Origin of the sequence: Alishewanella sp. BS5-314 (assembly GCF_025377695.1) — a bacterium.
In the GTDB taxonomy this organism is placed as follows: domain Bacteria; phylum Pseudomonadota; class Gammaproteobacteria; order Enterobacterales; family Alteromonadaceae; genus Alishewanella; species Alishewanella aestuarii.
Genome location: NZ_JACEHJ010000002.1, coordinates 1,615,866 through 1,639,559, shown reverse-complemented (window position 1 = coordinate 1,639,559; position 23,694 = coordinate 1,615,866). Strand labels below are relative to the sequence as shown.

The following is a 23,694-nucleotide window of genomic DNA, read 5'->3' as shown; positions in this document are numbered from 1 at the left end:
TTAACGCTTCCTGGCCAGCGGGTTAAAGAAGGTGTGCAGGATTTCGGTCAGCATATTAACCGTAATCACCAGTACCGAAATAATCATTAACCCGGCCTGGATCGCCGGGAAATTGCGCTGATAGATGCTGTCGATCAGCCAGCGGCCAATACCAGGCCAGGAGAAGATCACTTCGGTTAGCATGGCAAGTGTGATCAGGGTGCTAAACTGCAGGCCGATTTGCCGGATCACCGGTAACAGGGCATTGCGCAGACCATGGCGGTACAGCACCTGCAAGCGGCTTAACCCCTTGGCTTTTGCGGTTTTAATATAGCTTTGCTCCCAGACATCCAGCATCGCATCGCGCACAAAGCGGATCATCACAGTGGTTGGAAAGGTCGCCAGCGCTAGTGTGGGTAACAGCAAATGCCGCAAGGCATCCTGCAGCGCCGCCTGGCGGTAGCTGACATCGGACAACAGAATATCGATCAGCATAAAACCGGTTTGCGGCGGGATCTCGTAGAGCACGCCAAGGCGGCCACCGGATGGAAACCAGCCCAGCCCGACCGCAAATACCATAATCAGCAACAACCCCCACCAGAATATGGGCAGCGAATAGCCGGTAATGGCGATAGCCGAGATCGCTTTACCGATCACACCATCTGGTTTGATTGCTGCCAGAATACCAAGCGGTATGCCGAAAAAAAAGGATACCAGCAGGGCGTAGCTGGTTAGCTCCAACGTTGCCGGTAATACCTGCCTGATCTCAGTTAACAGCGGTTGCTGGCTGGCGAGAGAGAGTCCCCAATCGCCGTGCCAGAGACGCTGAATAAAAGCCAGATACTGCTGTAAATAGGAGCCGTCGAGCCGGTATGCCAGGGTCAGCTGTTCACGTGTGCTGTCATCCAGATAGCGTAAACCGGAGAAGTTTTGCAATGGCTCGCCGGGAAACAGGTAGCCGAGGCTAAAGGCGAAAATACTTAAACCCAGTAATACGGTGCCAAGTAAAAACAGCCGGCGCAGCAGGTAAATGGTCATGGTTGCACCCGTCTGGCCTGAAATAAGGCAATACCACCATAGGGGTTAATGCTGACGCCCTCTACCTGCGAGTTCAGCGCCTGGATCCGCTGCGAATGCGCCATAGCAACCAGAGGGAGCTCGTTATGCAGATATTGTTGGGCTGCCAGGTAGTAACTACGTCTTTGCTGCTGATCGCTGGTCAGCAGCGCCTGATTAATCATGCGGTCAAAGACCGGATCACACCACAGGGCCCGGTTAGAGCCGCTGTCTGCGGCGGCACAGCTAAGCAGTGGCCGGAAAAAGTTATCCGGATCGGCATTGTCCGCGGCCCAGCCAATCAATACTGAATCATGCTCGCCCTGGCTGAGCCGGCGGCGGAAAGCATTCCACTCGTAGCTGACAATGCTGGCATTAACCCCTATCTGCGCCAAATCGGCCTGCAGCAACTCAGCCATTTTCAGCGCATTGGGGTTGTACAAACGTTGTACCGGCATCGCCCAGATGTTCATATTAAAGCCATTGCCATAACCGGCCTCAGCCAGCAGCTCGCGCGCCCGTTGTGGGTTATATTCATGTAACGGAATTTGTGGGTTAAAGGCCCAGGAGGTTGGCGGCAATACGGAGCGGGCAGCGGTGGCCTGATTAAAATACACGGCTTGCAAAATCGCCCGTTGATTGATCGCCAGCGATAACGCCTGGCGTACCTTAACATTGTCAAAGGGCGCTTTGCGGGTATTAAAGGCCCAGAAACCGACATTCATACTGGTGCTTTCCTGCACCCGGACATCAGGCCGCTCGGTGATTAGCGCCAGCTCGGCCAGTCGCGGGTAAGCAATAATGTCGCACTCATGGGTTAACAACTTGGCCATTCGTCGGGCGTTATTCGGCACTATATCAAATACCAGCTGTGCCATCGCCGCTTCCCCGCGCCAGTAGTTGGCATGCCGGTAAAAGCGCACCAGAACATCCTTTTGGTACTCGCGAAAGAAAAACGGCCCTGTACCAACCGGCAGACTATCAATTTGTGTCGGCCGGCCGCTGGCCAGTAACTGCCCGGCATATTCAGCCGACAGAATAGCGGCAAAATCCGTGGCCAGATTGGACAGGAAAGAGCTGTCGGGCCGGCTAAGCTGAAACTGCACGGTAAGCGGACCCGTTGCCCGCACTTCGGTTACCAGAGCTGTCCAGTCAACACTTTGAAAATAGGGATAGACAGCACCACCGACAGCATGGAAAGGATGGTCTGGCTGTAAAATACGATTAAAGGTAAAGACGACATCAGCTGCCTGCAATGGTCTGCCGGGGGTAAAATAATGTGTCTGATGAAACTGCACATCGGGCCTTAGCTGAAACTCATAGGTTCTGCCGTCGGCGGAGCGCTGCCAGCTGCTGGCCAGAGCCGGCAGCAGATCGCCGCTTTGCGGGTCAATATCCAGCAGCCGGTCGTACAGTTGCTGGCTGATAATATCAATGGTGGTGCCAGAGGTCACCCGCTGTGGATTAAAATGCTCCGGCGAGCCTTCTGCGCAATAGACTAAACCGCCCTCACGCAGCGGGCCCTGGTCCCGGCTGCAGCCGCTGAGCAGGGCAACACAAAGCAGGCTTAAACAAGACAGATATTTCACTGCTGACTATCCAGTAACTGATATTTTTTCATATAACCCCTGAGCTGATGATAGGTCAGTCCCAGCACATCGGCGGTTTTTTTCTGATTATACTGACAGGCCGCCAGTGCTTGCTTAATTAAGCGCACCTCAAAGTCCTGCGATAGCGTTTTAAAATCCAGGTTGCCGGAAAAATCAAATTCAGCGGCAAGGTTAGGTACCGCCGCTGTACCGGGCTGTGCTGCCGACGGCTGGGGTTGCGCTGCCTGCGGTACCGGCTCAGATAGCACCCGGCTCACTGGTGCTTTGATCCTTTTCTGGGGCCGGTAGGCTGATTCAAAGGGGTCGAGCTGAATAGTATGTACCGGCACATAGCCATTATTGTTGCGGTATACGGCGCGTTCAACCACGTTTTTCAATTCTCGCACATTACCGGGCCAGTCGTAATCCAGTAGCGTTTTCTTGGCTTTTTCGGTAAAGCCGCTGAATAACTCCAGCCCCAGCTCGCGTGCCATGTTGATGGCAAAGTGCTCCGCCAGCAGCAGGATATCCTCCCGGCGCTCGCGCATCGGCGGCAGGGTAATCACATCAAACGCCAGGCGGTCCAGTAAATCCGCCCGAAATTCGCCTTGCTCTGCCATCGAGGGCAGATCTTCATTGGTGGCGCAGACCAGACGCACATCCACCCGCACCGGCCGGCTGCCACCAACCCGCTCAAATTCACCATATTCGATAACCCGCAGCAATTTTTCCTGCACCATGGCCGGGGTGTTGGCTAATTCGTCCAAAAACAAGGTGCCGCCATTGGCGCGCTCAAAGCGACCCTCATGGCGTTTACTGGCGCCGGTAAAGGCACCGGCTTCATGCCCGAACAGTTCGCTTTCTAATAAATTTTCGTTTAAGGCGGCACAGTTCAGCGTAAGATATTGTTGATCCCAGCGCTGCGACAGAAAGTGCAGGCGGGCGGCAATCAGTTCTTTACCGGTACCGCGCTCACCAATGATCAGCACCGGCTTATCCAGCGGCGCCAGTTGTGACACCTGATCCAGCACGTTTAAAAAACTGTTGGCCTGGCCTAGCAGGTTATCTTGTTGGAACTTCCTATTCATGAGCAGCCATAAGTTAGCGAAAATTACTAATAAATAGTGTATTTCATAACGTGACTGAGCGATAGTTGAATTTTAAAATAAAAAATAATGTTATATTTCAATGTATTAATATGATTTTGCAAGTTGGCAAGAAACCTGAATAACAAAAGGTGTCGATGTCAGTCATCATTAAACAGAGGTAATTATTATGGGTATTTTTTCACGCTTCTCCGATATCGTGAACTCCAATATCAACGCTTTACTGGATAAAGCGGAAGATCCGGAGAAAATGGTCCGCCTGATTATTCAGGAAATGGAAGATACACTGGTCGAAGTCCGCTCTTCTTCAGCGAAAACCATCGCCGAGAAAAAAGAGTTACAACGCCTGATCAACCGGCTGCAGGAAGAAGCTGCAGACTGGCAGGCGAAGGCCGAACTGGCACTGTCAAAGGAACGTGACGATTTGGCCCGCTCTGCCCTGATTGAACGCGAGAAAGCCAGCGAGCAAGCCGATGCAGTGGCCCGTGACATTGCTAATCTGGACGAGCATATCAGCAAGTTACAGGACGAAGTCGCGCAGTTACAGGAAAAGCTGGCCGATGCTAAGGCTCGGCAGAAGAGCATGTTAATGCGCCGTCAGACCGTCGCTAACCGCCTGGAAGTGAAGAAAACACTGGATAGCAACAAAATTAACGATGCGATGTACAAATTTGAGCGTTACGAGCAGAAAATTGATACGCTGGAAGCTCAGGTTGAAGCCTATGATTTAGGTAAGAAATCGTTAAAAGACGAATTTGCTGAGCTGGCCGCGCAAGACAAAATTGACCAGGAACTGGCTGCTCTGAAAGCCAAAATGCAGAACAAAGACGCCTGAGTGCAGGCGTCCTTTTTGAAGGACTAACGAATGGATATTCATGAGATTATTTTTGTGCCACTGATCCTGTTTATGATCTTTGTGGCACCGCTGTGGGTGATTATGCACTACCGCAGTAAAAATAAGATTAAACAGGGCCTGAGTGACGCTGAGTTGAACCAGTTGAACGAGTTGACCGTCAGAGCCGAAAAAATGGCCGAGCGGATCAAAACCCTGGAAGCCATTTTAGATGCCGACAGCCCAAGATGGAGGAATCAGCATGGTCAGTAAAAAGCGTGAACTGTTACGGGACGACGAGAACGGCAAAATCGCCGGGGTCTGTGCCGGTATTGCGGATTACTTCGGCTGGGAATTGTGGCTGGTACGGATCATTACTGTCTCGGCGTTCTTCCTCGGCGGTGGTGGCATTGTACTGGTGCTCTATATTGCGGCCTGGGTGGTGCTGGAAAAAAAGTCGAAAGCGGCTTTCGCCGCCGGCTCGACTGAGGCTAGCCAGGATTATGCCAATAAGCCGGTGGAGTTAAAAACCCGGGTTTGGCAGCGTGGTGAATCGCCACGTCAGGCGTTGCAACACCTGAATCATCAGTTTAACAGCATGGAGCTGAAATTACGGGATATGGAGCGGCATGTCACATCCAGCCGCTTTCAGCTAAACCGTGAATTTAATAACCTGTAACCACTGACTGTCGGACTGCGCATGAGTTGGTTGGAAAGTATTCAGTATCACGGCCGGCAACTTGGCCATCGCACCCTGGACCGGCACCTGCGGCTTGGCGTTACCGGGCTGAGCGGTGCCGGCAAAACCGCCTTTATCAGTTCACTGGTGCATCAGTTGACCGTCGGCGACCAAATAGCGCATCTGCCTTTTTTTAGCGTGCTACAGCAGGGGCGTTATCTCGGTGGCCGGCTGGCACAAAACCAGCCGCTGGCGATCCCCCGCTTTCCGTATGAGCAGAATTTACACTATCTGAGCGCCGAACCGGCGCAATGGCCACCGTCAACCACCGGCTGGAGCCAGCTTAACCTGAGCTTACGCTACCGCCCGCAGGGCGCTATTCGGTCACGGTTGCAGCAACATAGCGAGCTGCAGCTGGAAATTATTGATTACCCGGGAGAATGGCTGCTGGATTTGCCGCTGCTACAGCAGGATTACCGGCAATGGTCAACATTTTGCTGGCAACTGTTTCAACAGCCACACCGCGAGGCCAGCAGTGTGGCGTTTAAAGCACTTTTGCAGCAGTGTGATTTACAGAGCCTGTCTGAGGTACAACTGCAAGAGCTGACTGAGAGTTACCGCAGCCTGCTGCTGCAATACAGTCAGCAGAGCGGTTGTTATCTGCAGCAACCTGGTCGGTTACTGATCCCCGGCGAATTGGCCGGCGCGCCGATGCTACAACTATTTCCGTTATTGCCGGAGCAACTGGAAACAGATTCGCCGCTATTGCGCCGCCTGACCGAGCATTATCAAAGCTACTGTGATTATGTGATCAAACCTTTTTACCGGCAGCATTTTTCAAGGCTCGATCGTCAGGTGGTGCTGGTGGACTGTCTGGCTGCATTAAACGCCGGTTATAGTGCGGTACAGGAGTTACAGCAGGCGCTCGGCTTGATAATGCAAAGCTTTCGCTATGGCCCGGCCAGCTTGCTAAGCCGGTTATTTCAGCCGCAGATCAGCAAGGTACTGTTTGCCGCCAGTAAGGCGGATCATGTGACGCCGGATCAGCATAAGGCCCTGACGTTATTGCTGCAGCAGTTATTGCAGCAACCGATCAAACAAAGTGTCTATGCCAGTGCAGCCACTGAAGCGATGGCGATTGCTGCTGTGCGCGCCAGTCAGGCCGGCTTTGTGCTGCAGCAGGGACAACGCCAGCCTTGTATCAGCGGCCGTGACCTGGCAACGGGCGAGCCGGTGACCCTGTATCCGGGCGAAGTGCCGGCGCAGATCCCGCCGGCCGGTTTGTATCAGCAACATCAGTTTCAATTTCCAGCCTTATTGCCGACAACGCAGGCCGCCGCCTTACCTTTACCCCATGTCCGGATGGATCATGTGCTGGAATTTTTGCTCGGAGACAAACTACGATGAAACCCTTAAAGTCGGCCCAGCATTTTAGCCAGGAGCAGATAGCAGCAGTCGAGCTCCCGAAAGCCCGTCAGCAGTTAGAACCCCAGCCGCTGTTACCGCTGGATGACGTGGCGCCGCCAGAGCCTTCCTCCTCCAGCCGGTTCAGTGTGTTATGGCTGGCGGTACTGTTCGCCTTGCTGGCATTAATCTCACTGGGGCTTTGGCAGTGGACTGCCTGGCTGACACAGCATTGGCAGCAAAGCCTGCTGGCTGGTGCCCTGGTAAGTCTGTTCAGTGGCGCTATGCTGACCATCCTGCTGGTGCTGTGTTACCGCGAGTGGCGCTTGTGGCGGCAACTGCAACGTAATCAGCAGTGGCAGCAACAGGCGCAGCGTATTGCGGCAAATGTGCAGTTTGGCGAGGCCTCACCGCTTTGCGATGCCATTTTGCGCGCTTTGCCGCCGGACGCGCTGACGCAAACTGCGATAGCTGACTGGCGTGCAGCGATCAAACCTGAACACAGCGACATCGAGATCCTGACCTTATTCGAGCAGCAACTGCTGCAACCCTTGGATCGGCAGGCGCAACAGCTGATCTGGCGCGGTGCGACCGACAGCAGTCTGGCTGTGGCGATCAGTCCGTTCGCGCTGGCAGATATGTTACTGGTGCTGTGGCGCAGCAGCCGGATGTTACGCCAGCTGGCCAGGCTCTACGGCGCACCTGTTGGTCAGTTACGTAGTCTGGTATTAATCAAGCAGGCGATAGCAACCTTACTTTGGGCCGGTAGCTCAGAATTGGCGCTGGACATGGCGGCGGATGTGTTGAGCAGTGAATTAACGGCAAAACTCTCTGCCCGGGCCGGGCAGGGCGTGGTTGCCGGTTTATTGGTAGCGCGGCTGGGCAATATCGCCATGACGCAATTACGGCCTTTACCCTTAGCGCAAAGTCAGAAAATTCAGCCCGCACAGCTGGCAAAAGCCCTGGTTGGACGTTTTAGCCCGGCTGAGCCGACTGCCAACAAAAGCTGACAGCAGTCACTGGTCAGAGTTTTTATTACTTCAGACAGCAAGCCGTCTGGCTTGCTTCCCATTTTAGCGTTTTCTGTTAATGCTGAAGAGAGTTGCAGTCATTAGCAGAACACCCTTATGAAAAATAATAATAAACATGCTGAAACCCTGTGTATCCATGCCGGCAAAACCAAACAGCCCTATGGCGCGCTCAGTACACCGATTTACCAAACCTCGACCTTCGTGTTTGACAACGCCGAGCAGGGCGCAGCCCGTTTCGCCGGCGAGCAGGACGGTTATATTTATACCCGCTTAGGTAACCCGACCACCCGCGAGCTGGAGCTTAAAGTGGCAGCACTGGAAGGCATGGCAGATGCTGCAGCGACGGCGACCGGTATGGGCGCCGTGGCAGCCGCGACACTGGCGTTTTTACAACAGGGCGATCACCTGATTGCCAGTAAAGCCATTTATGGCTGCAGCTTTGCGTTGTTTAGCCATCAGTTTGCCCGCTATGGTATTGAAGTCAGTTTTGTTGATATGACCGACCATGCGGCTGTGATTGCCGCCATTAAGCCTAATACCAAAATGCTGTTTGCCGAAACGCCGATTAACCCGCATTTGGTGGTATTGGATCTGGCTTTCTTATGTGGTCTGTGCCGGCAACATAATATCCTGTCGGTGATTGATAATACCTTCCTGACGCCACTATTACAGCAGCCGGCGAAATTTGGCGCTGATATTATTATCCACAGCGCGACCAAATATCTGAATGGTCATGGAGATGTGGTGGCCGGCATTATTGTCTCGGATGAAGAGAAAATCCGCACCATCAAACTGACGACGCTAAAAGATATGGGCGCCACTATCAGCCCACACGATGCCTGGCTGATTATCCGTGGTTTAAAAACCTTATCGGTACGGTTAGAGCGGCATTGCAGTAATGCGCAAAAGGTCGCCGAATATCTGGCGGCGCACCCGGCAGTGGCTGTGGTGCATTATCCGGGCCTGCCTGGTCATCCGGGCTATCGCTTTCTTGGTACGCAGATGCAGGCCGCCGGTGGCGTGCTGGCGTTTGAGCTCAACGCTAGCCTGGAGCAAAGCCGGGAGATGATTAACCGTTGCCGTTTGCTTAGCCTCGCGGTCAGTCTGGGCGATGCCGAGTCGTTGATTCAGCATCCGGCCTCGATGACCCATAGTCCCTATACTGCAGAAGAGCGGGCCGCCGCCGGGATCAGCGATGGCCTGATCCGGATCTCTGTTGGCCTGGAGCATGTTGATGATATTTTGGCCGATCTACAGCAGGCCTTGGCACCTTTGAGTGAAAACTTAGCAAAAGTCACCACAAAGCTTGCGCTAAATCCAAAACAGAGGCCGGAAACCTGCTATAACTAGACTGAGTCGACGTTATTTCCGGGAAGCCTTGCATGAGTAATCTGTTAAATTCGGTAAACCAAAGAACCAATCTGGCTGGGCAGAATCGTTTCGAATTGTTGCTGTTCCGGCTGAATGGGCCGCAGCCATTCGGGATCAACGTGTTTAAGGTGCGGGAGGTGATCCAGTGCCCGCAACTGACCGAGATGCCGGGATCTCATCCCTGTGTCAAAGGTATTGCGCATTTGCGTGGCGAACCGGTGATGGTGCTGGATTTAGCTGAAGCCACCACCGGCAAGGGCATAGGTAAAACTGAAAATGCCTTTGTGATTGTTACCGAGTACAACCGCAGTGTGCAGGGGTTTCTGGTCTCCAGTGTCGACAAGATCGTTAACCTGACCTGGGAGCAGATCAAACCGCCACCACAAGGTGCCGGTAAATCGCACTATCTGACGGCTGTTACTGAGATTGAAAATAAGCTGGTACAGATTATTGATGTTGAAAAAGTCTATGCCGAGATTATGCCGGTAGATGAAGATGTCAGTGAGGAAACCAAAGCCCAGTCGCAAGGACTGACCCTGGATAAAATCCTGGTGTTGGTCGCGGATGACTCGGCAGTGGCCCGTAATCAGGTGAAAAGAGCGCTTGATAGCATCAACGTTAAATCAGAACTGATGAAAGATGGCCAGGAAGCGCTTGATTGGCTACGTAACAAAGCCAAAGAGTGGGGGGATGACATCACCCGGCGGGTGCCGCTGCTGATTTCTGATATCGAGATGCCACGGATGGATGGCTATACGCTGGCGGCAGAAATTAAGGCTGAGCCGGCACTGCGTCCGATCCATATTATTCTGCATTCTTCGTTAAGCGGGGTGTTCAACGAGGCGATGGTGAAAAAAGTCGGCGCCGACCAATTTATTGCCAAGTTTCACCCGGATGAATTACTGACTGCCGTCAATCATTGGTTGGCAGAAAGTCAGCACGCTTAGTCCTGCGGGGCAGCATTGCCCCCATCATCACCGTGAAATGATTAGGGTGTAATGCTTTTGTTACACCTTAACCGTGGCTTTTTCCGGCATCAAAGATTAACACCGTCGCCACTATCGTCTAGTATCCGCTGCATCGGCTCCCTTTAAAAAAATATCAAAATACTGAGCCAGCAGCCATGCGCTGTTAACGATCAAGACAACAGGTAGTGTATGACTAAGACCAGTAAATATGTGTCGCGCCAATCGGATGCCAACGGCATTATCCATTGGAGTGATGAAGAAAATCAGATTTGGCACGAGTTGATCACCCGGCAGCTGGGTGTGATCGAAGGTAAAGCCTGTGATGAATATATGGCGGGGCTGCAACGCCTGAATTTACCCACCGATCGCATTCCGCAGTTGGAGGAAGTCAGTAAGGTATTACGTGCAACCACTGGCTGGGAATGTGCTGAGGTGCCGGCACTGATTAGCTTTGATCGCTTTTTTGAGTTGCTGGCTAATAAGAAATTTCCGGTTGCTACCTTTATTCGTAGCCGCGAAGAATTTGACTATCTGCAAGAGCCGGATATTTTCCATGAAATTTTTGGCCACTGCGCAATGTTAACCAACCCGGCTTTTGCTGAGTTTACTCATATTTATGGTCAGCTTGGCTTAGCGGCGAATAAGCAGGATCGGGTGTATCTGGCCAGACTGTACTGGTTTACCATTGAGTTCGGTTTGCTGCAAACGCCGGACGGGCTTCGCATTTATGGTGGCGGTATTCTGTCATCGCCGGGTGAAACCCGTTATGCGCTGGAGTCCGAGCTGCCAGAGCGCAAGCCGTTTGATGCGCTGGATGTGCTGCGTACGCCTTACCGTATTGATATTATGCAACCGATTTATTTTATGATTAACCGGATCGATGATCTGTTTGATATCGCCCATCTGGATCTGATGGCGCTGGTTGAGCAGGCGCGCGCCCTGGGTTTACATGCCCCGAAATTTCCCCCTAAAGAAAAGCAAGCAAGCTAGGAAACTAAGCATGACCGAATTAACTGCAATGAAATGTGAAGCCTGCCGTGCTGATGCACCAAAAGTATCAGAGGCCGAGTTGCCGGAATTAATGCGCCAGATCCCGGATTGGACGCCGGTGGTTCGGGACGGTATCTTACAGCTGGAACGCGAGTACAAATTTAAAAACTTCAAACAAGCCTGGGCCTTTCACAATAAAGTGGCCGAAATGGCAGAAGCGGAAGGCCATCATCCGGCGCTGCTGCTAGAGTGGGGCAAGCTGACCGTAACCTGGTGGTCACACTCGATCAAAGGCCTGCACAAGAATGATTTTATTTGTGCTGCCAAGACGGATGCGCTGCTGTCAGCCTAAGCCTACTGTCTTATTGTAACAGGACGCCAGAGGCGTCCTTTTTTGTTCATAATTCTTTACAAAAAAACTGGTCTGTCTGCTTTAATTTACCGTATGATGCAGCATCGGTCAGGCCAGAGGTGTAAGGCGGCTATGCGTTTAGAAATACAGTGTCAAAATCGATTAGGGCTGGCGCAAGATGTCCTCAATGTGCTGGTTAGCTATCAGTTGGATCTGCGCGGTATCGAAGTCGATCCGTCGTTAAATAAGATCTATGTGTCTTTCCCAACCGTGAATTTTGAGCAGTTTCAGGAATTGATGGCCAGGATGCGCCGCATCCAGGGCGTGGAGGATGTGAAAACTACCGCCTTTATGCCATCTGAGCGTGAACATAACGAAGTGATGACGCTGCTGCGCACCTTGCCCGATGGTTTGATTGCCATTGACCTGAAAGCCAATGTTACCGTGATCAATGAAGCGGCATTAGAAGCCTTGTCGGTGAGCTATGACGCTATCATTGGTCAGTCATTGCAAGGTATGGTGAAAGGTTTTAATTTCCAGCGTTGGCTGGAGGGCGAGGATGTGCTGGCGCAAACCCGGCGTTTAGAAATTCATAGTAAACGTTTTATCGCCGATATTTTGCCGGTCTTGGTGCCGGATGAAACCGGCCAGGACATTTTAGCCGGGGCGGTAATTAACCTGAAATCGGAAAGCCGGCTCGGTCAGCATATGATTGCCTTTAAAAAAGGCGATGCCGAGAGCTTTAACAGTATACAGGCCAGCAGTAATACCATGCGCAAGGTAGTACGGGAAGCCCGGCGCATGGCGCAGCTGGATGCGCCCATTTTAATCGTCGGCGAAACCGGTACCGGTAAAGAATTGTTAGCGCGGGCCTGTCATGCCGCCGGTGGCCGCAATGGCAAACCCTTTTTAACCGTACCCTGTGCCTCGATGCCGGATAATGTGGCCGAGTCTGAGCTGTTTGGTTATGGGCCTAATGCCTTCCCCGGCACCGCTGAGGGCAAGAAAGGGATCTTTGAACAAGCCAATGGCGGCACGGTGTTTCTGGATGAAGTGGGTGAGATGTCACCGCAACTGCAAACCAAATTACTGCGCTTTTTGCAGGATGGCAGTTTCCGCCGGGTGGCAGAAGAAAAAGAAGTGCGGGTTGATGTGCGGGTGATCTGTACTACCCAGAAAGATTTACCGGCGATGGTGCAGGAAGGCAAGTTTCGTGAAGATTTGTTCTACCGTCTGAATGTGCTGACGCTAAGCATACCGCCGCTACGTGATCGCAAACAGGATGTCCTGCCGCTGGCGGAGTTCTTTATTGCCCGTTACGCGGCACGGCTCGGGCGCAAAGCGCCGAAACTGACGGATAACTGCAGCCAGTTTTTGCAGCAGTATCCGTGGCCGGGAAATGTGCGGCAGCTGGAAAACGCGCTGTATCGGGCCGTTACCCTGCTGGATGGTAATGAGCTGGAAAAGCAACATCTGCAGCTGCCAAGCTATACCAATGACTTTGGTTACCTGGAGCAGGATTTTGATGGCACCCTGGATGAGGCGGTAAAACGTTTTGAGGCCAATTTACTACGTAAGTTGTTTCCGGCTTACCCCAGCTCACGGCAGCTGGCGAAAAAGCTCGGTTTAAGCCATACCGCGGTGGCGAATAAACTGCGTGATTATGGTATTAGCCGGAAGACTGTAAAAATTTAATTACGCTTTGTGTTGACTTCTATACGCTATTTTGGCCGCCGCTGCATAGTGGCGGCCTTTCCATTCATGTCGCTGCCGCTAAGTTAGCCACTGTATCACTAATTTTACACTTGCCAGGTCAGCGCCTGATATCGCAACAATAATGCCGCCTCTTCCTTTTTTCTGGCGCTACCGCATGATAGCGCTCAAGCGCTTGGCGCCATAAATAAAAGACAGGAGTAGACACATGACCGATATGATTAATCCGCTGGGTACCGATGGTTTTGAATTTGTGGAATATACCGCAGCCGATGCCGGGGGTATTCAGAAGCTGAAAGACTTATTCAGTTCACTCGGTTTTACTGAAGTGGCGAAACATCGCTCGAAAGAAGCCTGGCTGTATAAGCAGGGCGATATCAATTTTATTATCAACGCCGAGCCGAATTCACAGGCGGAAGAGTTTGCCCGTAAGCATGGCCCATCAGTCTGTGCCATGGCATTTCGGGTAAAAGATGCGGCTGCGGCGCTAAAACATGCCTTAGCAAACGGTGCCAAAGAATATAAGAATCAGATTGGCCCGATGGAGCTGAATATTCCGGCCGTGTATGGCATCGGTAGTAGCCTGCTGTACTTTGTTGATCGCTATGGTGCCAGCTCAGTCTATGATATCGACTTTAAATACTACGATAACTGGCAGGTCGAGATGGCCAAGCATGGTGTGGGTCTGGAGGTGCTGGACCATTTAACGCATAACGTGATGCGCGGTAATATGAACCTGTGGGCTGGTTTCTATGAACAGATCGGTAACTTCCGTGAAATCCGTTACTTTGATATTGAAGGCAAGTTGACCGGCCTGGTATCAAAGGCGATGACCGCACCTTGTGGCAAGATCCGTATTCCAATTAACGAATCTTCTGACGATAAGTCACAGATTGAAGAATTTATCCGCGAATACAAAGGTGAGGGCATTCAGCATATTGCCCTGACCACGGACGATATCTATCAAACGGTACGTACCTTACGTGAACGCGGCATGGACTTTATGCCAACGCCGGATACCTACTATGCCAAGGTCAATGAGCGGGTTGAAGGCCATACTGAAGATCTGGAGCAGTTAAAAGCGCTGCGCATTTTGATTGACGGCGCACCGATGAAAGACGGTATTTTGTTGCAGATCTTTACCAAGACGGTCATTGGCCCGGTGTTTTTCGAGATTATCCAGCGTAAAGGCAACGAAGGCTTTGGCGAGGGTAACTTTAAAGCCTTGTTTGAGTCGATTGAAGAAGATCAGATCCAGCGCGGAGTGTTGAGCAATGCGTAAATGGGCGTCCTTTCCATTAAAAGAAGGTGATGTATCACGTCAGGCGCATGCCGATTTCCCCGAGCAGGCGATTTACGAGCGGGAAACCGGTCGTAGTGGCTTTTTCGGTCCGGCTACGCATTTCCATCACCGCCATGCACCAACCGGTTGGAGTGACTGGCAGGGGCCACTGCGTCCCCGCTTGTTTGATTTTAACAACCTGGAAGTGAGTACCGACTCACCCTGGGCGGTCCCTTTGCTGCTACATAATGCGCATTGTAAATTCCGCACCTGGCGTTTGAGCGATAAGATGACGCGGCTGGTGCGCAATGCTGACGGCGATGAGTTACTGTTTATCCATGAGGGCAGTGCCGAGCTGTATTGCGATTATGGGCATCTGACCCTGCGCGATGGCGACTATGTGGTCATTCCGCGCTCCACCATGTGGCGGTTAGAGCCGCTGGAGCCGTTGTATGTGGTGCTGATTGAAGCCACTAACGACAGCTATCAGTTGCCGGAAAAAGGCCTGGTCGGCAATCATGCGATCTTTGATCCGGCGATGCTGGATACCCCGAAAATCGATGATGCTTTTAAAGCTCAGTACAGCGAAGATAGCTGGCAGGTTGAGGTAAAACGCCACGGCCAGGTGTCAGTGATTACTTACCCCTATAACCCACTGGATGCGATAGGCTGGCATGGTGATTTAGCCGTAATGCGTATCAACTGGCGCGATATCAGGCCCTTGATGAGTCACCGCTATCATTTACCGCCATCAGCGCATACCACCTTTGTAGCGCAGCGCTTTGTGGTCTGTACCTTTGTCCCCCGGCCAATTGAAAGCGATCCGGGCGCGTTAAAAGTGCCGTTCTATCATAATAACGACGATTATGATGAAGTGCTGTTCTATCATGCCGGCGATTTCTTCAGTCGCGATAATATCGAAAAAGGCATGGTCACCTTCCATCCGGCCGGTTTTACCCATGGTCCGCATCCGAAAGCCTTTCAGGCGGGTTTAGAGTACCGGAAAAAGTTTACCGATGAAGTTGCAGTGATGCTGGATACCCGGGATGCGCTGGAAGTCGGTGAGGCGGCCTTGGCTACCGAAAACCCGGAATATGTGAATAGCTGGAAAGTTAAAGCCTGAGCGCTCAGTTAAGGAATTGAGATGAAGTTAGCAACGTTAAAAAATCAGACCCGTGATGGGCAGTTAGTGGTAGTAAGCCGAGATCTGAGCCGCTGTATTGCTATTCCGCATATCGCCGCCACCATGCAGCAATTATTGGATCATTGGTCCAGCCTGGCGCCGAAGGCGGCTGAAATTTATCAGGCATTAAATGCCGGCACAGTACCGGGTGAGCAACGTTTTGTGCAGGCCGACTGTGAGTCGCCACTGCCACGTGCTTATCAGTGGGCAGACGGCAGTGCCTATGTTAACCACGTCGAGCTGGTGCGTAAGGCGCGTAACGCCGAGATGCCGGAAACCTTCTGGACGGATCCGCTGATGTATCAGGGCGGCTCGGATGATTTTATCGGCCCGCGCGATCCTATTGCTGCCGTCAGTGAGCAGCACGGGATCGACTTTGAAGGTGAAGTGGCCGTGGTGACGGATGATGTCCCTATGGGCATCAGTGCCGAACAGGCATTAAGCCGGATCCGGTTACTGATGCTGGTCAACGACGTATCGCTGCGCGGTTTGATCCCAAATGAACTGGCCAAGGGCTTTGGTTTTTTCCAATCCAAGCCGGCATCCAGCTTTAGCCCGGTGGCCGTGACGCCGGATGAATTGGGTAAATACTGGCAGGGGGGGCGCTTGCATCTACCACTGCTGTCGCATTACAACGGCATTGCTTTTGGTAAACCTAATGCCGGCCTTGATATGACCTTCCACTTTGGCGAATTGGTAGCACATGCGGCGAAAACCCGCAATCTGGGCGCCGGTGCTATTATTGGTTCGGGTACGGTATCGAATAAGCAAGGTACTGCCTACGGTACCTCGATTGAAGAAGGTGGTGTGGGTTATAGCTGTATCGCCGAAATCCGGATGATTGAAACCATTCGGGATGGCAAACCCAGTACCAACTTTATGCGCTTTGGCGATAGTATCCGCTTGGAAATGCTGGATGAGCAAGGCCAGAGTATTTTTGGCGCCATTGACCAGCAAGTGGTGGAGTATCAGGGGCAATGAAACTCTACAGCTACTGGCGATCTTCTGCCGCTTATCGGGTGCGGATCGCCCTGAATCTGAAGCAGCTGAGCTTTGAAACCATTCCGGTGCATCTGCTCAAGGACGGTGGTCAGCAGCATAGCAGCGCCTATCAGGCGCTAAATCCGGCTGAGCTGGTACCAACCCTGGTCGATGAGCAAGGTAGCCTGAGTCAGTCACTGGCGATTATCGAGTATCTGGATGAAACCTATCCCGAGCCGCGCCTGTTGCCGCAAGAGCCGTTTGCCCGTGCTAAAGTGCGGGCACTGGCGCTGGATATTGCTTGCGATCTGCATCCGTTAAATAATCTACGGGTGCTGCAGTATCTGACCGGGGAGCTGGCGTTGGATGAAGCGCAAAAGCTGCGCTGGATCCAACATTGGCTGACACTGGGCTTTAATGCGCTGGAGCAAAAGCTACAGCAAACGGCAGGTCAGTATTGCTATGGTGATGACGTTAGTCTGGCGGATCTGTGCCTGGTACCTCAGGTTTATAACGCGCTGCGTTTTAACCTGGATCTGAGCCGCTATCCGCTGATCAGCCGTATTTATCAGCATTGTCTGCAACTTGCTGCTTTTGCGTTGGCGGCTCCCGAACAACAGCCTGACGCACAACTTTAATTGCTGGCGCCCGGTATGGGCGCCAGCTTTTATCTATCACATTGCAGACCTATTCTGAAAGCTACTGCAAACATAGTGCCGCCGATTGTGTCCCGCACCGGGATCCGCTAAGCTGTGGTGTGGCTGTCATCTGCGCTGTGTGGCAAAATTCAGCCCGCTATGCCACAACCTGGTTACCGCAGTCAGTCTATTGCAGTTGTCATTTCTGAACAGGCAGGGAGTTATCAGTCACGGATGTCAATTATGGATCACTTTAGCTGGTGGCGTCAGGCGCCCTTTGCCAGTGCGCTGTTTCAGGATCTGCCCGCCAGTACCACGCAGAATCGTTGTATCGCTGCCAATGCAGTATTTAAAATTGTTACCGGGCTGGATGAGCAGCAACTGGCGCAGGCGCCGGCTGAAAACTTCAATGTCCGGGCAGTATTTTATTCGGCAAACACCCATCTTTATTATCAGGTAAACAGCTTTGCGCCTGAGCCGGGCTATCAGTTAGTCACCTTACACCAGTTGCCGGAGTTACCGGTCAGCCGTCAGGCTAGCATTCAACCTGACGCGGCTCGCCTTAGTGCCACCTTATTGGAAATTACCGAGCGTTTTATCGGTTTGCAGCCTGCTGCTGTGCCGGCAATGCTGCAACTGACGTTACAGCAGTTAGGCGAAGTGGTGCGGGCTGACCGGGCCTATTTGTTTGATTACGATTTTATCCGGCAAAGCTGCTCCAACACCTTTGAATGGTGTGCACCTGGTATTGCGCCCGAAATTCAGACATTACAACAAGTACCGCTGGCGGCCATTCCTCAGTGGCTAAATACCCACCGACATGGCCGGGAGATGTATCTGCCAGATGTACCCTCTTTGCCCGATGACGATGCACTAAAGCAGCTATTGCAACCGCAGGGGATAAAAAGTTTATTGACGATACCTATTGCTGATGAGCAGCAGTTATATGGTTTTGTCGGTTTTGATTCTGTTCGTCAGTATCACTACTATACTGAACAGGAGAGGTTGTTGTTGGGGATGTTTGCCCGCATTTTGGTTAAGCTGAAACACCAGGCCGCTGTTTTGGGGGAGGAGTGACGATGCTAAGATTTCCACAACGTTGGTTAAACCGGCTATTATGCTATGTTGGCTTGTTTGGGGTGCTGTTTCAGCTCACTGCCGCCTTGCATGCCTGGTGGCATCAGATCCCGTTACCCCATTTCTGGTTGTTGTTAGTGGCACCGTTATTATGCCTGGTATCCGGGCTTTGGTCACCATTACAGCCACAGCAAGAGCCGCAGTCGTGATAATTCAGCGTCGGGGTTTAAACATACCCTGGACGGTTACATCCTTTACTCCGTTCTGGTCGAAAATAAAGTTAATCTGTCCCGGGCCCCTGCTGAAATAAAAGATCTCACCATCCAGCTTTAACACATAGCGACCACGTGCGGTGCGGGCCAGTGGATCCCGGCTAACTTCAAGCCGACGCTCAGCAATCTCCAGGATAAAGGCTCGCAATGGCAGCTGACTGAAGTCAGTGATAAAAAGATCTTCATCATTTTGCAAAATAATATAGAGTGAATATTTTTGCGGTGGTGCCGGCAAGCGGGTTTGTTGCTCGCCGATACTAAACAGGTAACTGCCCTCTTCCCGAAACAGTGTTAACGGGAAGGTTTTCTGTATTTTCTGACCATCAGCCTGCTCCAGTTTGAGTTTGCCTTCAACCAAAAAGTCTGCCGCTGCGCTAAAGCTCAGTAATATCGCTATTAACGCCAGCAGAACTCTGATCATGGTGCTTAACCTCAACAATTAGACTGTACCAGCGTCGACTAACAAGGTGAGTTGTTGGCCAGGCTGTAAAAAGGTTTCTGTATTAATATTATTCCACTTTACAATATCTGCCACTGATACGCTGAATCTTTGCGCGATTTTTGATAAGGAGTCGCCAGGCCTGACCCGATAATTTAGCGTGCGGGTTGTTGCCAGTACCAGAGGTTGCTGCTTGCTGTAAATGGTGAGCTGCTGACCTTCACGAAGGGGAGCGCCAGCGGCAAGCTTATTCCACTCCCGGATCTGGGCTACCGTCACGTCATATTTTCGGCTCAGATCCCACAGCGTATCACCGCGTTGGATCTGATGCTTAACTGCCGTTGCCGGGGTCTGACCGCTGGTATTTGCCAATTGTGTCTGTTGCTCAGTATCAATGTTGTTGCCTCTTGGAAGCAACAGATTCTGGCCAATTCGGATATTGTTGTTTGTCAGATTATTCAGTTTCTGTATCGCTGCGACACTGATGCCATAACGTTTGGCGATCGCACCGAGGGTATCGCCGCTTTTAACCTGATACGGCTGCCACTGCATCATTTTTTCTACCGGCGTTTGGGCTAGCTGGGCAGAGAAATGTTCGGCTTTTTCTACCGGTAATACCAGTTGGTGTGGTCCTTCCGGTGCGGTTGCCCACTGGCTGTAGCCGGGATTTAACGCCTGTAAATCGGCAATACTAATGCCAGCCAGCTCCGCGGCGACGACCAGATCCAATTGCCGGCCGGCATCGACTATTGCAATCTTGGGTTCGTTAGCAATAAATTTCCAGACAATTTCAAACTCTTCCGGTCGCTTTAGAATGTCAACCAGTGCCAGTAATTTTGGGATATAGGCGGTAGTTTCAGCGGGTAAGTCAAGCGACCAGAAGTCTGTCGGTAAGCGCCGCTTTTTGTTAGCCTGGATCGCCCGCATAATACGACCTTCACCGGCGTTATAAGCGGCAATAGCGTTGAGCCAGTCATGCTCCAGGGTGTTATACAGATACTCTAAATAATCTAACGCCGCCCGGGTAGATTGCACCACATCTTTACGGCCATCGTACCAACTATTTTGCGCTAAACCAAAACGCTTAGCGGTGGCCGGCATAAACTGCCACATACCGGCAGCACGTGATGGCGATTGGGCGTAAGGGTCAAAGGCACTCTCAACGATAGGCAATAACGCCAGTTCGAGTGGCATTTGCCGTTTTTCCAGCTCTTCGACGATAAAAAACAAAAAGGGTTGCGCCCGACCGGCAATCCGATCCAGATAACCCTGGTTATCGGCATAAAAATTACGTTGCTCAATAATAGGGCGCGTTTGCGGAACTTTAAAAGATAACTGCGCCTGGATCCGTTGCCAGAGGTCTTCCAGCTCGGATGCCTCCAACAATTGCTCCTCAGTGAGGCCGGCACTCCACAAGCGTTCAGCAATCAATTCGGCAGATGCAGTATCTTTATGAAAATCAGTGGTTTTGGGTTTTACTGCAGGCTGAACCGCAGTATCAGCCGTGTTATCAGCGTTAGACCCTGTCGTACTGACACAGCCACTAAGCAGTGCCAGCAAAACTACGGCAGAGATTCTTACAGTCATAACAAGGTTCCAAATGTAAAACGACGATATTACCTGTCTGACCAGACATTGCAAGTCAGGATTTAAACTGGTCTTTGGCTTGTCTTAATAGGGTAAACAATGCCAACGCCGAGTTTTGGTTAAATTTACGCTGTAACACTATGTTTTCACAGCGTAAAAATGGATTAACTTTTCTCTCGTTCGCCAATAGCGCCGGTAGTGTAGGCTCAGATAACTGACGTTTTTGCTGGCAATGCTTTAGGTACAGCTGCAACTCGGTATTCTCTGGCTCTATGCTCAGGGCAAAGGCAATATTGGCAAGGGTGTATTCGTGGGTACAGCAGAGCAGGGTATCATCCGGCAGTGCCGTCAGGGATTGCAAAGACTGATACAGCTGCTTTGCGGTCCCCTCAAATAAGCGGCCACAACCAACGCTGAACAGGGTATCACCACAAAACAGAACGGGCGCTGAATAAAAACCAATATGACCGGCAGTGTGGCCGGGTAAGTCGAACACCCGGCATTGCCAGTTCAGCTCTGGCACAGTGACGCTATCACCACCCACGACAAGCTGTTCAAGCTCTTGAATTTTCGATTTTTCTGCAGCAGGTCCTATTACCCGGCAGGCTGGGTATTGTTGTTTTAATTGCCGGATACCTCCGGTATGATCAGCATGGTGATGGGTGATCAGGATCGCAGCCAGTGTTTTTTGCTGTTGCTGCAGAAACTGGATCACGACTTCAGCATCACCCGGATCGACAACTAAACAGTAGGGGTTGTGTTGCTCGGTCAGAACCCAGATATAATTATCATTAAAGGCAGGTAGCGGGATCAGTTCTGGCATTTGAAGGCTCCATGCATCGCAAACAAGGCTGCACCTTAACATGAAACCGGCATTACGTGAAAATCAGCTGCAAGCGCCGAAACACTGGCAAAGTTTTCGTCAGGGCCCGGCCTTGGCTGCGGCACTGGAACAGCAGCTGGCACCCTGGTGGCAGCAGATTTTCGGCTACTATTTGTTAAAGGTCGGCGATCTTAGCTGCCAGTTGGCCACGCCGGAATGCCGGGTGCGCCATCAGTTACGGCTGGGGTCCGGCAGTATTACCCCGGATTTGGTGGCTGAACCGGATGCCTTGCCGATCGCCAGTAGCAGTGTCGATGCGGTGTTATTGAGTCATTGTCTGGAGTTTCAGAATGATCCGCATCATGTGATCCGCGAAGCACACCGGGTGCTGGTTGCCGACGGCTATTTACTACTCAGTGGCTTTAACCCACATAGCTGGTTGGGGTTGTGGCGCTGTTTGCCTGCGTATCAGCAGCAACTACCCTGGCTGGGGCATTTCTTTAGCGCAGCCCGGATCAAAGATTGGCTGCATTTGATCGGTTTTGAAGTGATTGCCGAGCAGCGGTTTTTTTGCAGTGCCATGCTGGCGCAGGAGTTTAGGCAGAACAGCTGGCAGAAGTTTAACGAACGCTTTCTAAACCTGTTTGCCTCCAGTTACTTATTAGTAGCGCGTAAAAGAGAATTACCGCTGACTCCGATCCGTCCGAAGTGGCGGGTACAAAGTAGTTTTAGCCCGGCGCAGCAGGGCATCCGCGCCAGAGAAAAACTCTAGCCGACGCCTAAAACTACGCCCGCAATAGCGGGCGTGTTCTTGGAATGTAAGGGGGCTGATTTTATTCCGTCAGTTGTGTCAACTGATATCCCTGATCAGCTAGTAACTTCAGTAAGCCATCTTTGCCCGGCAAGTGCAGGGCGCCAACCAATACCATCACATGATTTTGTTCCAACGTGGTCAGGGTTTGCATCCAGGCATGATTACGTTTGGTCAATAAAATGGCTTCTATTTCCGGATATTGCTGCATTTCGGTTAAAAATAGCTTGTCCAGAGCGGCAACGTCACCGCTGCGCCAGGCCGCGATCATGTCATCTAACATTGCGGCAATCTTATCGATATCTCTTAAGGCAGAGCTAATAACTTCATCAGCATCTAACTGGTTCATGGCATCCAGCACCGCCAGATGTTCATCCAGGGTTTCCAAACCACCAAGCGTCTTATTTTGTTGCTGGCCTAATTGCCAGTAATGCATATCAACGCCGGTACCGGCCGCCCCCAGCCGTTGCAATTCCAGTACTGTCATGGTCATAGCAGTAAAGGCAGGTTTAAATTGCTCTAACGAGGTCAGTGGCCATTGCCGTTTTTCGGCTTCGGCTTTTAATTTGGCATAGATTTCTGGTGATAAGACTTGTTGCAGACTTTGCCCCGGGGCAAAGGTATTCTGCGACATCAGTTGCATCATGCCTTGCGGCTGGGTCATAGCGCCAAGATCGGTCTCAAACAGCAGCTTAGAGCTGGCATTAAAAGCGGTATCGTAGGCTTTGGGCAGCGGAAAATCACTTTCACTAAGTAGATGTACTGTACCTGCCAGATAAAAGGTTTTATCCCCTTTACTGACTTGCCAAACCGACGCGGCCGACAGCGACTGGCTGACGAATAGTAATAAAAGCAGGCTAAACTGAATCAGAAACCGCATACTCTTGCTCCTTCTGTTAGCGGTAAGGATGAACTGCAAGTTACCACATCAGATCATCCGGGATTTGATAGGCAGCGTAAGGGTCGTCCTCAGCCGCTACCTGGTGTTCCTGCCGGCTATTTAGTAACACTATACTTTCCGGCTGGCGCTGCTGGATCTTTTCAGCAATCTGCGCCGGCACCAGTGCATAGTGCTCACCTAAGCGGGCAATGGCTAGTAAACCACGGGTTAATTCACTATGCAACTTATCATTAACGTAAAGCCGTTTCACCAGCTTGCCATCGGTAAAGTTAAACGCCATTTCACCACTCATCTTAATCTGATTGCTTTCAATCAGCTGTTTCACCTGGGCGGCGATGGCTTTTTTCTGCAGTTCAGCCTGCTTTTGCCGGTTTAGCTCCTGATCCCGGGCGACCTGTTCCTGCCGACGTTGCTCAGCCAGCATGCTGGCTTCATTGACCACTTTTTGATTCTTCGGTGCCTGCACCCGTTGCTGATGTTGCTGCTTTTTTACGGCTTTGAGTTTCTTGGCATCAGCCAGGCCGGCTTTCAGCAATTGTTCTTTCAGAGCATTACTCATCGTTAATTTATCCAGGTGTTGCGAAAGGTGCCGCTATACTAGCGCGATGGGCGGGCGCAGACAATTAGGGT

At 51.7% G+C, this 23,694-nt stretch carries 25 protein-coding genes; 17 read left to right on the top strand and 8 right to left on the bottom strand.

The features are described 5' to 3' along the window. Genes H1D31_RS12035 through pspF form a run of 3 tightly spaced genes read right to left on the bottom strand, consistent with a single transcriptional unit; the run spans window position 1 to window position 3,712 of the window. On the bottom strand, window positions 1–1,017 hold the full coding sequence (locus H1D31_RS12035) for an ABC transporter permease (RefSeq protein ID WP_261259136.1): 1,017 nt from the start codon (window positions 1,015–1,017) through the stop codon (window positions 1–3). Then, window positions 1,014–2,624 (bottom strand): ABC transporter substrate-binding protein, encoded by a 1,611-nt coding sequence (locus H1D31_RS12030; RefSeq protein WP_261259135.1) that lies wholly within the window; start codon window positions 2,622–2,624, stop codon window positions 1,014–1,016. The genes H1D31_RS12035 and H1D31_RS12030 overlap by 4 nt, the downstream gene beginning before the upstream one ends. Then, complete coding sequence (gene pspF / locus H1D31_RS12025) at window positions 2,621–3,712, bottom strand: phage shock protein operon transcriptional activator (protein ID WP_261259134.1); 1,092 nt, start codon at window positions 3,710–3,712, stop codon at window positions 2,621–2,623. The genes H1D31_RS12030 and pspF overlap by 4 nt, the downstream gene beginning before the upstream one ends. Window positions 3,713–3,899: 187 nt before the next feature. Between pspF and pspA the strand changes: the two genes are divergently transcribed. The 16 genes from pspA (at window position 3,900) to H1D31_RS11945 (ending at window position 18,440) form a co-directional block, all read left to right on the top strand. Then, entirely contained in the window at window positions 3,900–4,565 is a 666-nt protein-coding gene (gene pspA / locus H1D31_RS12020) for a phage shock protein PspA (RefSeq protein WP_008607528.1), read from the top strand. 30 nt (window positions 4,566–4,595) lie between these two features. Then, window positions 4,596–4,835 carry an envelope stress response membrane protein PspB gene (gene pspB, locus H1D31_RS12015; protein WP_008607529.1) on the top strand — a complete coding sequence of 80 codons (240 nt, stop codon included), beginning with the start codon at window positions 4,596–4,598 and terminating at the stop codon, window positions 4,833–4,835. Next, the gene (gene pspC / locus H1D31_RS12010; RefSeq protein WP_008607530.1) at window positions 4,825–5,241 is read left to right on the top strand and encodes an envelope stress response membrane protein PspC; all 417 of its coding nucleotides are present in this window, start codon (window positions 4,825–4,827) and stop codon (window positions 5,239–5,241) included. Before pspB ends, pspC begins: the two co-directional genes overlap by 11 nt. A 21-nt stretch (window positions 5,242–5,262) precedes the next feature. Further along, window positions 5,263–6,648, top strand: coding sequence for a YcjX family protein (locus tag H1D31_RS12005; RefSeq protein ID WP_261259131.1), 1,386 nt, complete (start codon window positions 5,263–5,265; stop codon window positions 6,646–6,648). Next, window positions 6,645–7,655 carry a YcjF family protein gene (locus tag H1D31_RS12000; protein WP_261259129.1) on the top strand — a complete coding sequence of 337 codons (1,011 nt, stop codon included), beginning with the start codon at window positions 6,645–6,647 and terminating at the stop codon, window positions 7,653–7,655. The genes H1D31_RS12005 and H1D31_RS12000 overlap by 4 nt, the downstream gene beginning before the upstream one ends. A gap of 117 nt (window positions 7,656–7,772) precedes the next feature. Further along, window positions 7,773–9,026 carry a trans-sulfuration enzyme family protein gene (locus H1D31_RS11995; protein WP_261259127.1) on the top strand — a complete coding sequence of 418 codons (1,254 nt, stop codon included), beginning with the start codon at window positions 7,773–7,775 and terminating at the stop codon, window positions 9,024–9,026. A gap of 32 nt (window positions 9,027–9,058) precedes the next feature. After that, entirely contained in the window at window positions 9,059–9,994 is a 936-nt protein-coding gene (locus tag H1D31_RS11990) for a chemotaxis protein CheV (protein ID WP_261259125.1), read from the top strand. 210 nt (window positions 9,995–10,204) lie between these two features. After that, on the top strand, window positions 10,205–11,005 hold the full coding sequence (gene phhA / locus H1D31_RS11985) for a phenylalanine 4-monooxygenase (RefSeq protein ID WP_065955147.1): 801 nt from the start codon (window positions 10,205–10,207) through the stop codon (window positions 11,003–11,005). A gap of 10 nt (window positions 11,006–11,015) precedes the next feature. Continuing rightward, a complete protein-coding gene (locus H1D31_RS11980; RefSeq protein WP_008951460.1) occupies window positions 11,016–11,357 on the top strand; it encodes a 4a-hydroxytetrahydrobiopterin dehydratase in 342 nt (113 codons plus the stop codon). A 132-nt stretch (window positions 11,358–11,489) separates the two neighbouring features. Next, window positions 11,490–13,052, top strand: a complete 1,563-nt coding sequence (gene tyrR / locus H1D31_RS11975; RefSeq protein ID WP_008951461.1) for a transcriptional regulator TyrR — start codon at window positions 11,490–11,492, stop codon at window positions 13,050–13,052. Between the two features lie 226 nt (window positions 13,053–13,278). Continuing rightward, window positions 13,279–14,352, top strand: coding sequence for a 4-hydroxyphenylpyruvate dioxygenase (gene hppD, locus H1D31_RS11970; RefSeq protein WP_261259123.1), 1,074 nt, complete (start codon window positions 13,279–13,281; stop codon window positions 14,350–14,352). Beyond that, complete coding sequence (locus H1D31_RS11965; RefSeq protein WP_261259120.1) at window positions 14,345–15,475, top strand: homogentisate 1,2-dioxygenase; 1,131 nt, start codon at window positions 14,345–14,347, stop codon at window positions 15,473–15,475. Before hppD ends, H1D31_RS11965 begins: the two co-directional genes overlap by 8 nt. A 21-nt stretch (window positions 15,476–15,496) precedes the next feature. After that, on the top strand, window positions 15,497–16,516 hold the full coding sequence (locus H1D31_RS11960) for a fumarylacetoacetate hydrolase family protein (protein WP_065955145.1): 1,020 nt from the start codon (window positions 15,497–15,499) through the stop codon (window positions 16,514–16,516). Next, a complete protein-coding gene (gene maiA, locus H1D31_RS11955; protein ID WP_008607544.1) occupies window positions 16,513–17,154 on the top strand; it encodes a maleylacetoacetate isomerase in 642 nt (213 codons plus the stop codon). The genes H1D31_RS11960 and maiA overlap by 4 nt, the downstream gene beginning before the upstream one ends. Window positions 17,155–17,268: 114 nt before the next feature. Then, window positions 17,269–18,231 (top strand): GAF domain-containing protein, encoded by a 963-nt coding sequence (locus H1D31_RS11950; RefSeq protein WP_261259117.1) that lies wholly within the window; start codon window positions 17,269–17,271, stop codon window positions 18,229–18,231. A gap of 2 nt (window positions 18,232–18,233) precedes the next feature. Further along, window positions 18,234–18,440 (top strand): hypothetical protein, encoded by a 207-nt coding sequence (locus H1D31_RS11945; protein ID WP_008607549.1) that lies wholly within the window; start codon window positions 18,234–18,236, stop codon window positions 18,438–18,440. Between the two features lie 4 nt (window positions 18,441–18,444). On the opposite strand, the gene H1D31_RS11940 is transcribed toward H1D31_RS11945, so the two are convergent. Genes H1D31_RS11940 through gloB form a run of 3 tightly spaced genes read right to left on the bottom strand, consistent with a single transcriptional unit; the run spans window position 18,445 to window position 21,352 of the window. Further along, window positions 18,445–18,924, bottom strand: a complete 480-nt coding sequence (locus H1D31_RS11940; RefSeq protein ID WP_261259116.1) for a hypothetical protein — start codon at window positions 18,922–18,924, stop codon at window positions 18,445–18,447. Window positions 18,925–18,942: 18 nt separating this feature from the next. Then, complete coding sequence (locus H1D31_RS11935; protein WP_261259114.1) at window positions 18,943–20,529, bottom strand: LysM peptidoglycan-binding domain-containing protein; 1,587 nt, start codon at window positions 20,527–20,529, stop codon at window positions 18,943–18,945. Window positions 20,530–20,584: 55 nt separating this feature from the next. Continuing rightward, complete coding sequence (gloB, locus tag H1D31_RS11930; protein WP_261259112.1) at window positions 20,585–21,352, bottom strand: hydroxyacylglutathione hydrolase; 768 nt, start codon at window positions 21,350–21,352, stop codon at window positions 20,585–20,587. Window positions 21,353–21,392: 40 nt separating this feature from the next. Here gloB and H1D31_RS11925 point away from each other — a divergent pair, with 40 nt between their 5' ends. Beyond that, window positions 21,393–22,124 (top strand): class I SAM-dependent methyltransferase, encoded by a 732-nt coding sequence (locus H1D31_RS11925; RefSeq protein ID WP_261259111.1) that lies wholly within the window; start codon window positions 21,393–21,395, stop codon window positions 22,122–22,124. A gap of 61 nt (window positions 22,125–22,185) precedes the next feature. On the opposite strand, the gene H1D31_RS11920 is transcribed toward H1D31_RS11925, so the two are convergent. Continuing rightward, the gene (locus H1D31_RS11920; RefSeq protein ID WP_261259110.1) at window positions 22,186–23,043 is read right to left on the bottom strand and encodes a TraB/GumN family protein; all 858 of its coding nucleotides are present in this window, start codon (window positions 23,041–23,043) and stop codon (window positions 22,186–22,188) included. Between the two features lie 40 nt (window positions 23,044–23,083). Then, window positions 23,084–23,623 (bottom strand): DUF2058 domain-containing protein, encoded by a 540-nt coding sequence (locus H1D31_RS11915; protein ID WP_261259108.1) that lies wholly within the window; start codon window positions 23,621–23,623, stop codon window positions 23,084–23,086. Window positions 23,624–23,694 lie beyond the last annotated feature (71 nt).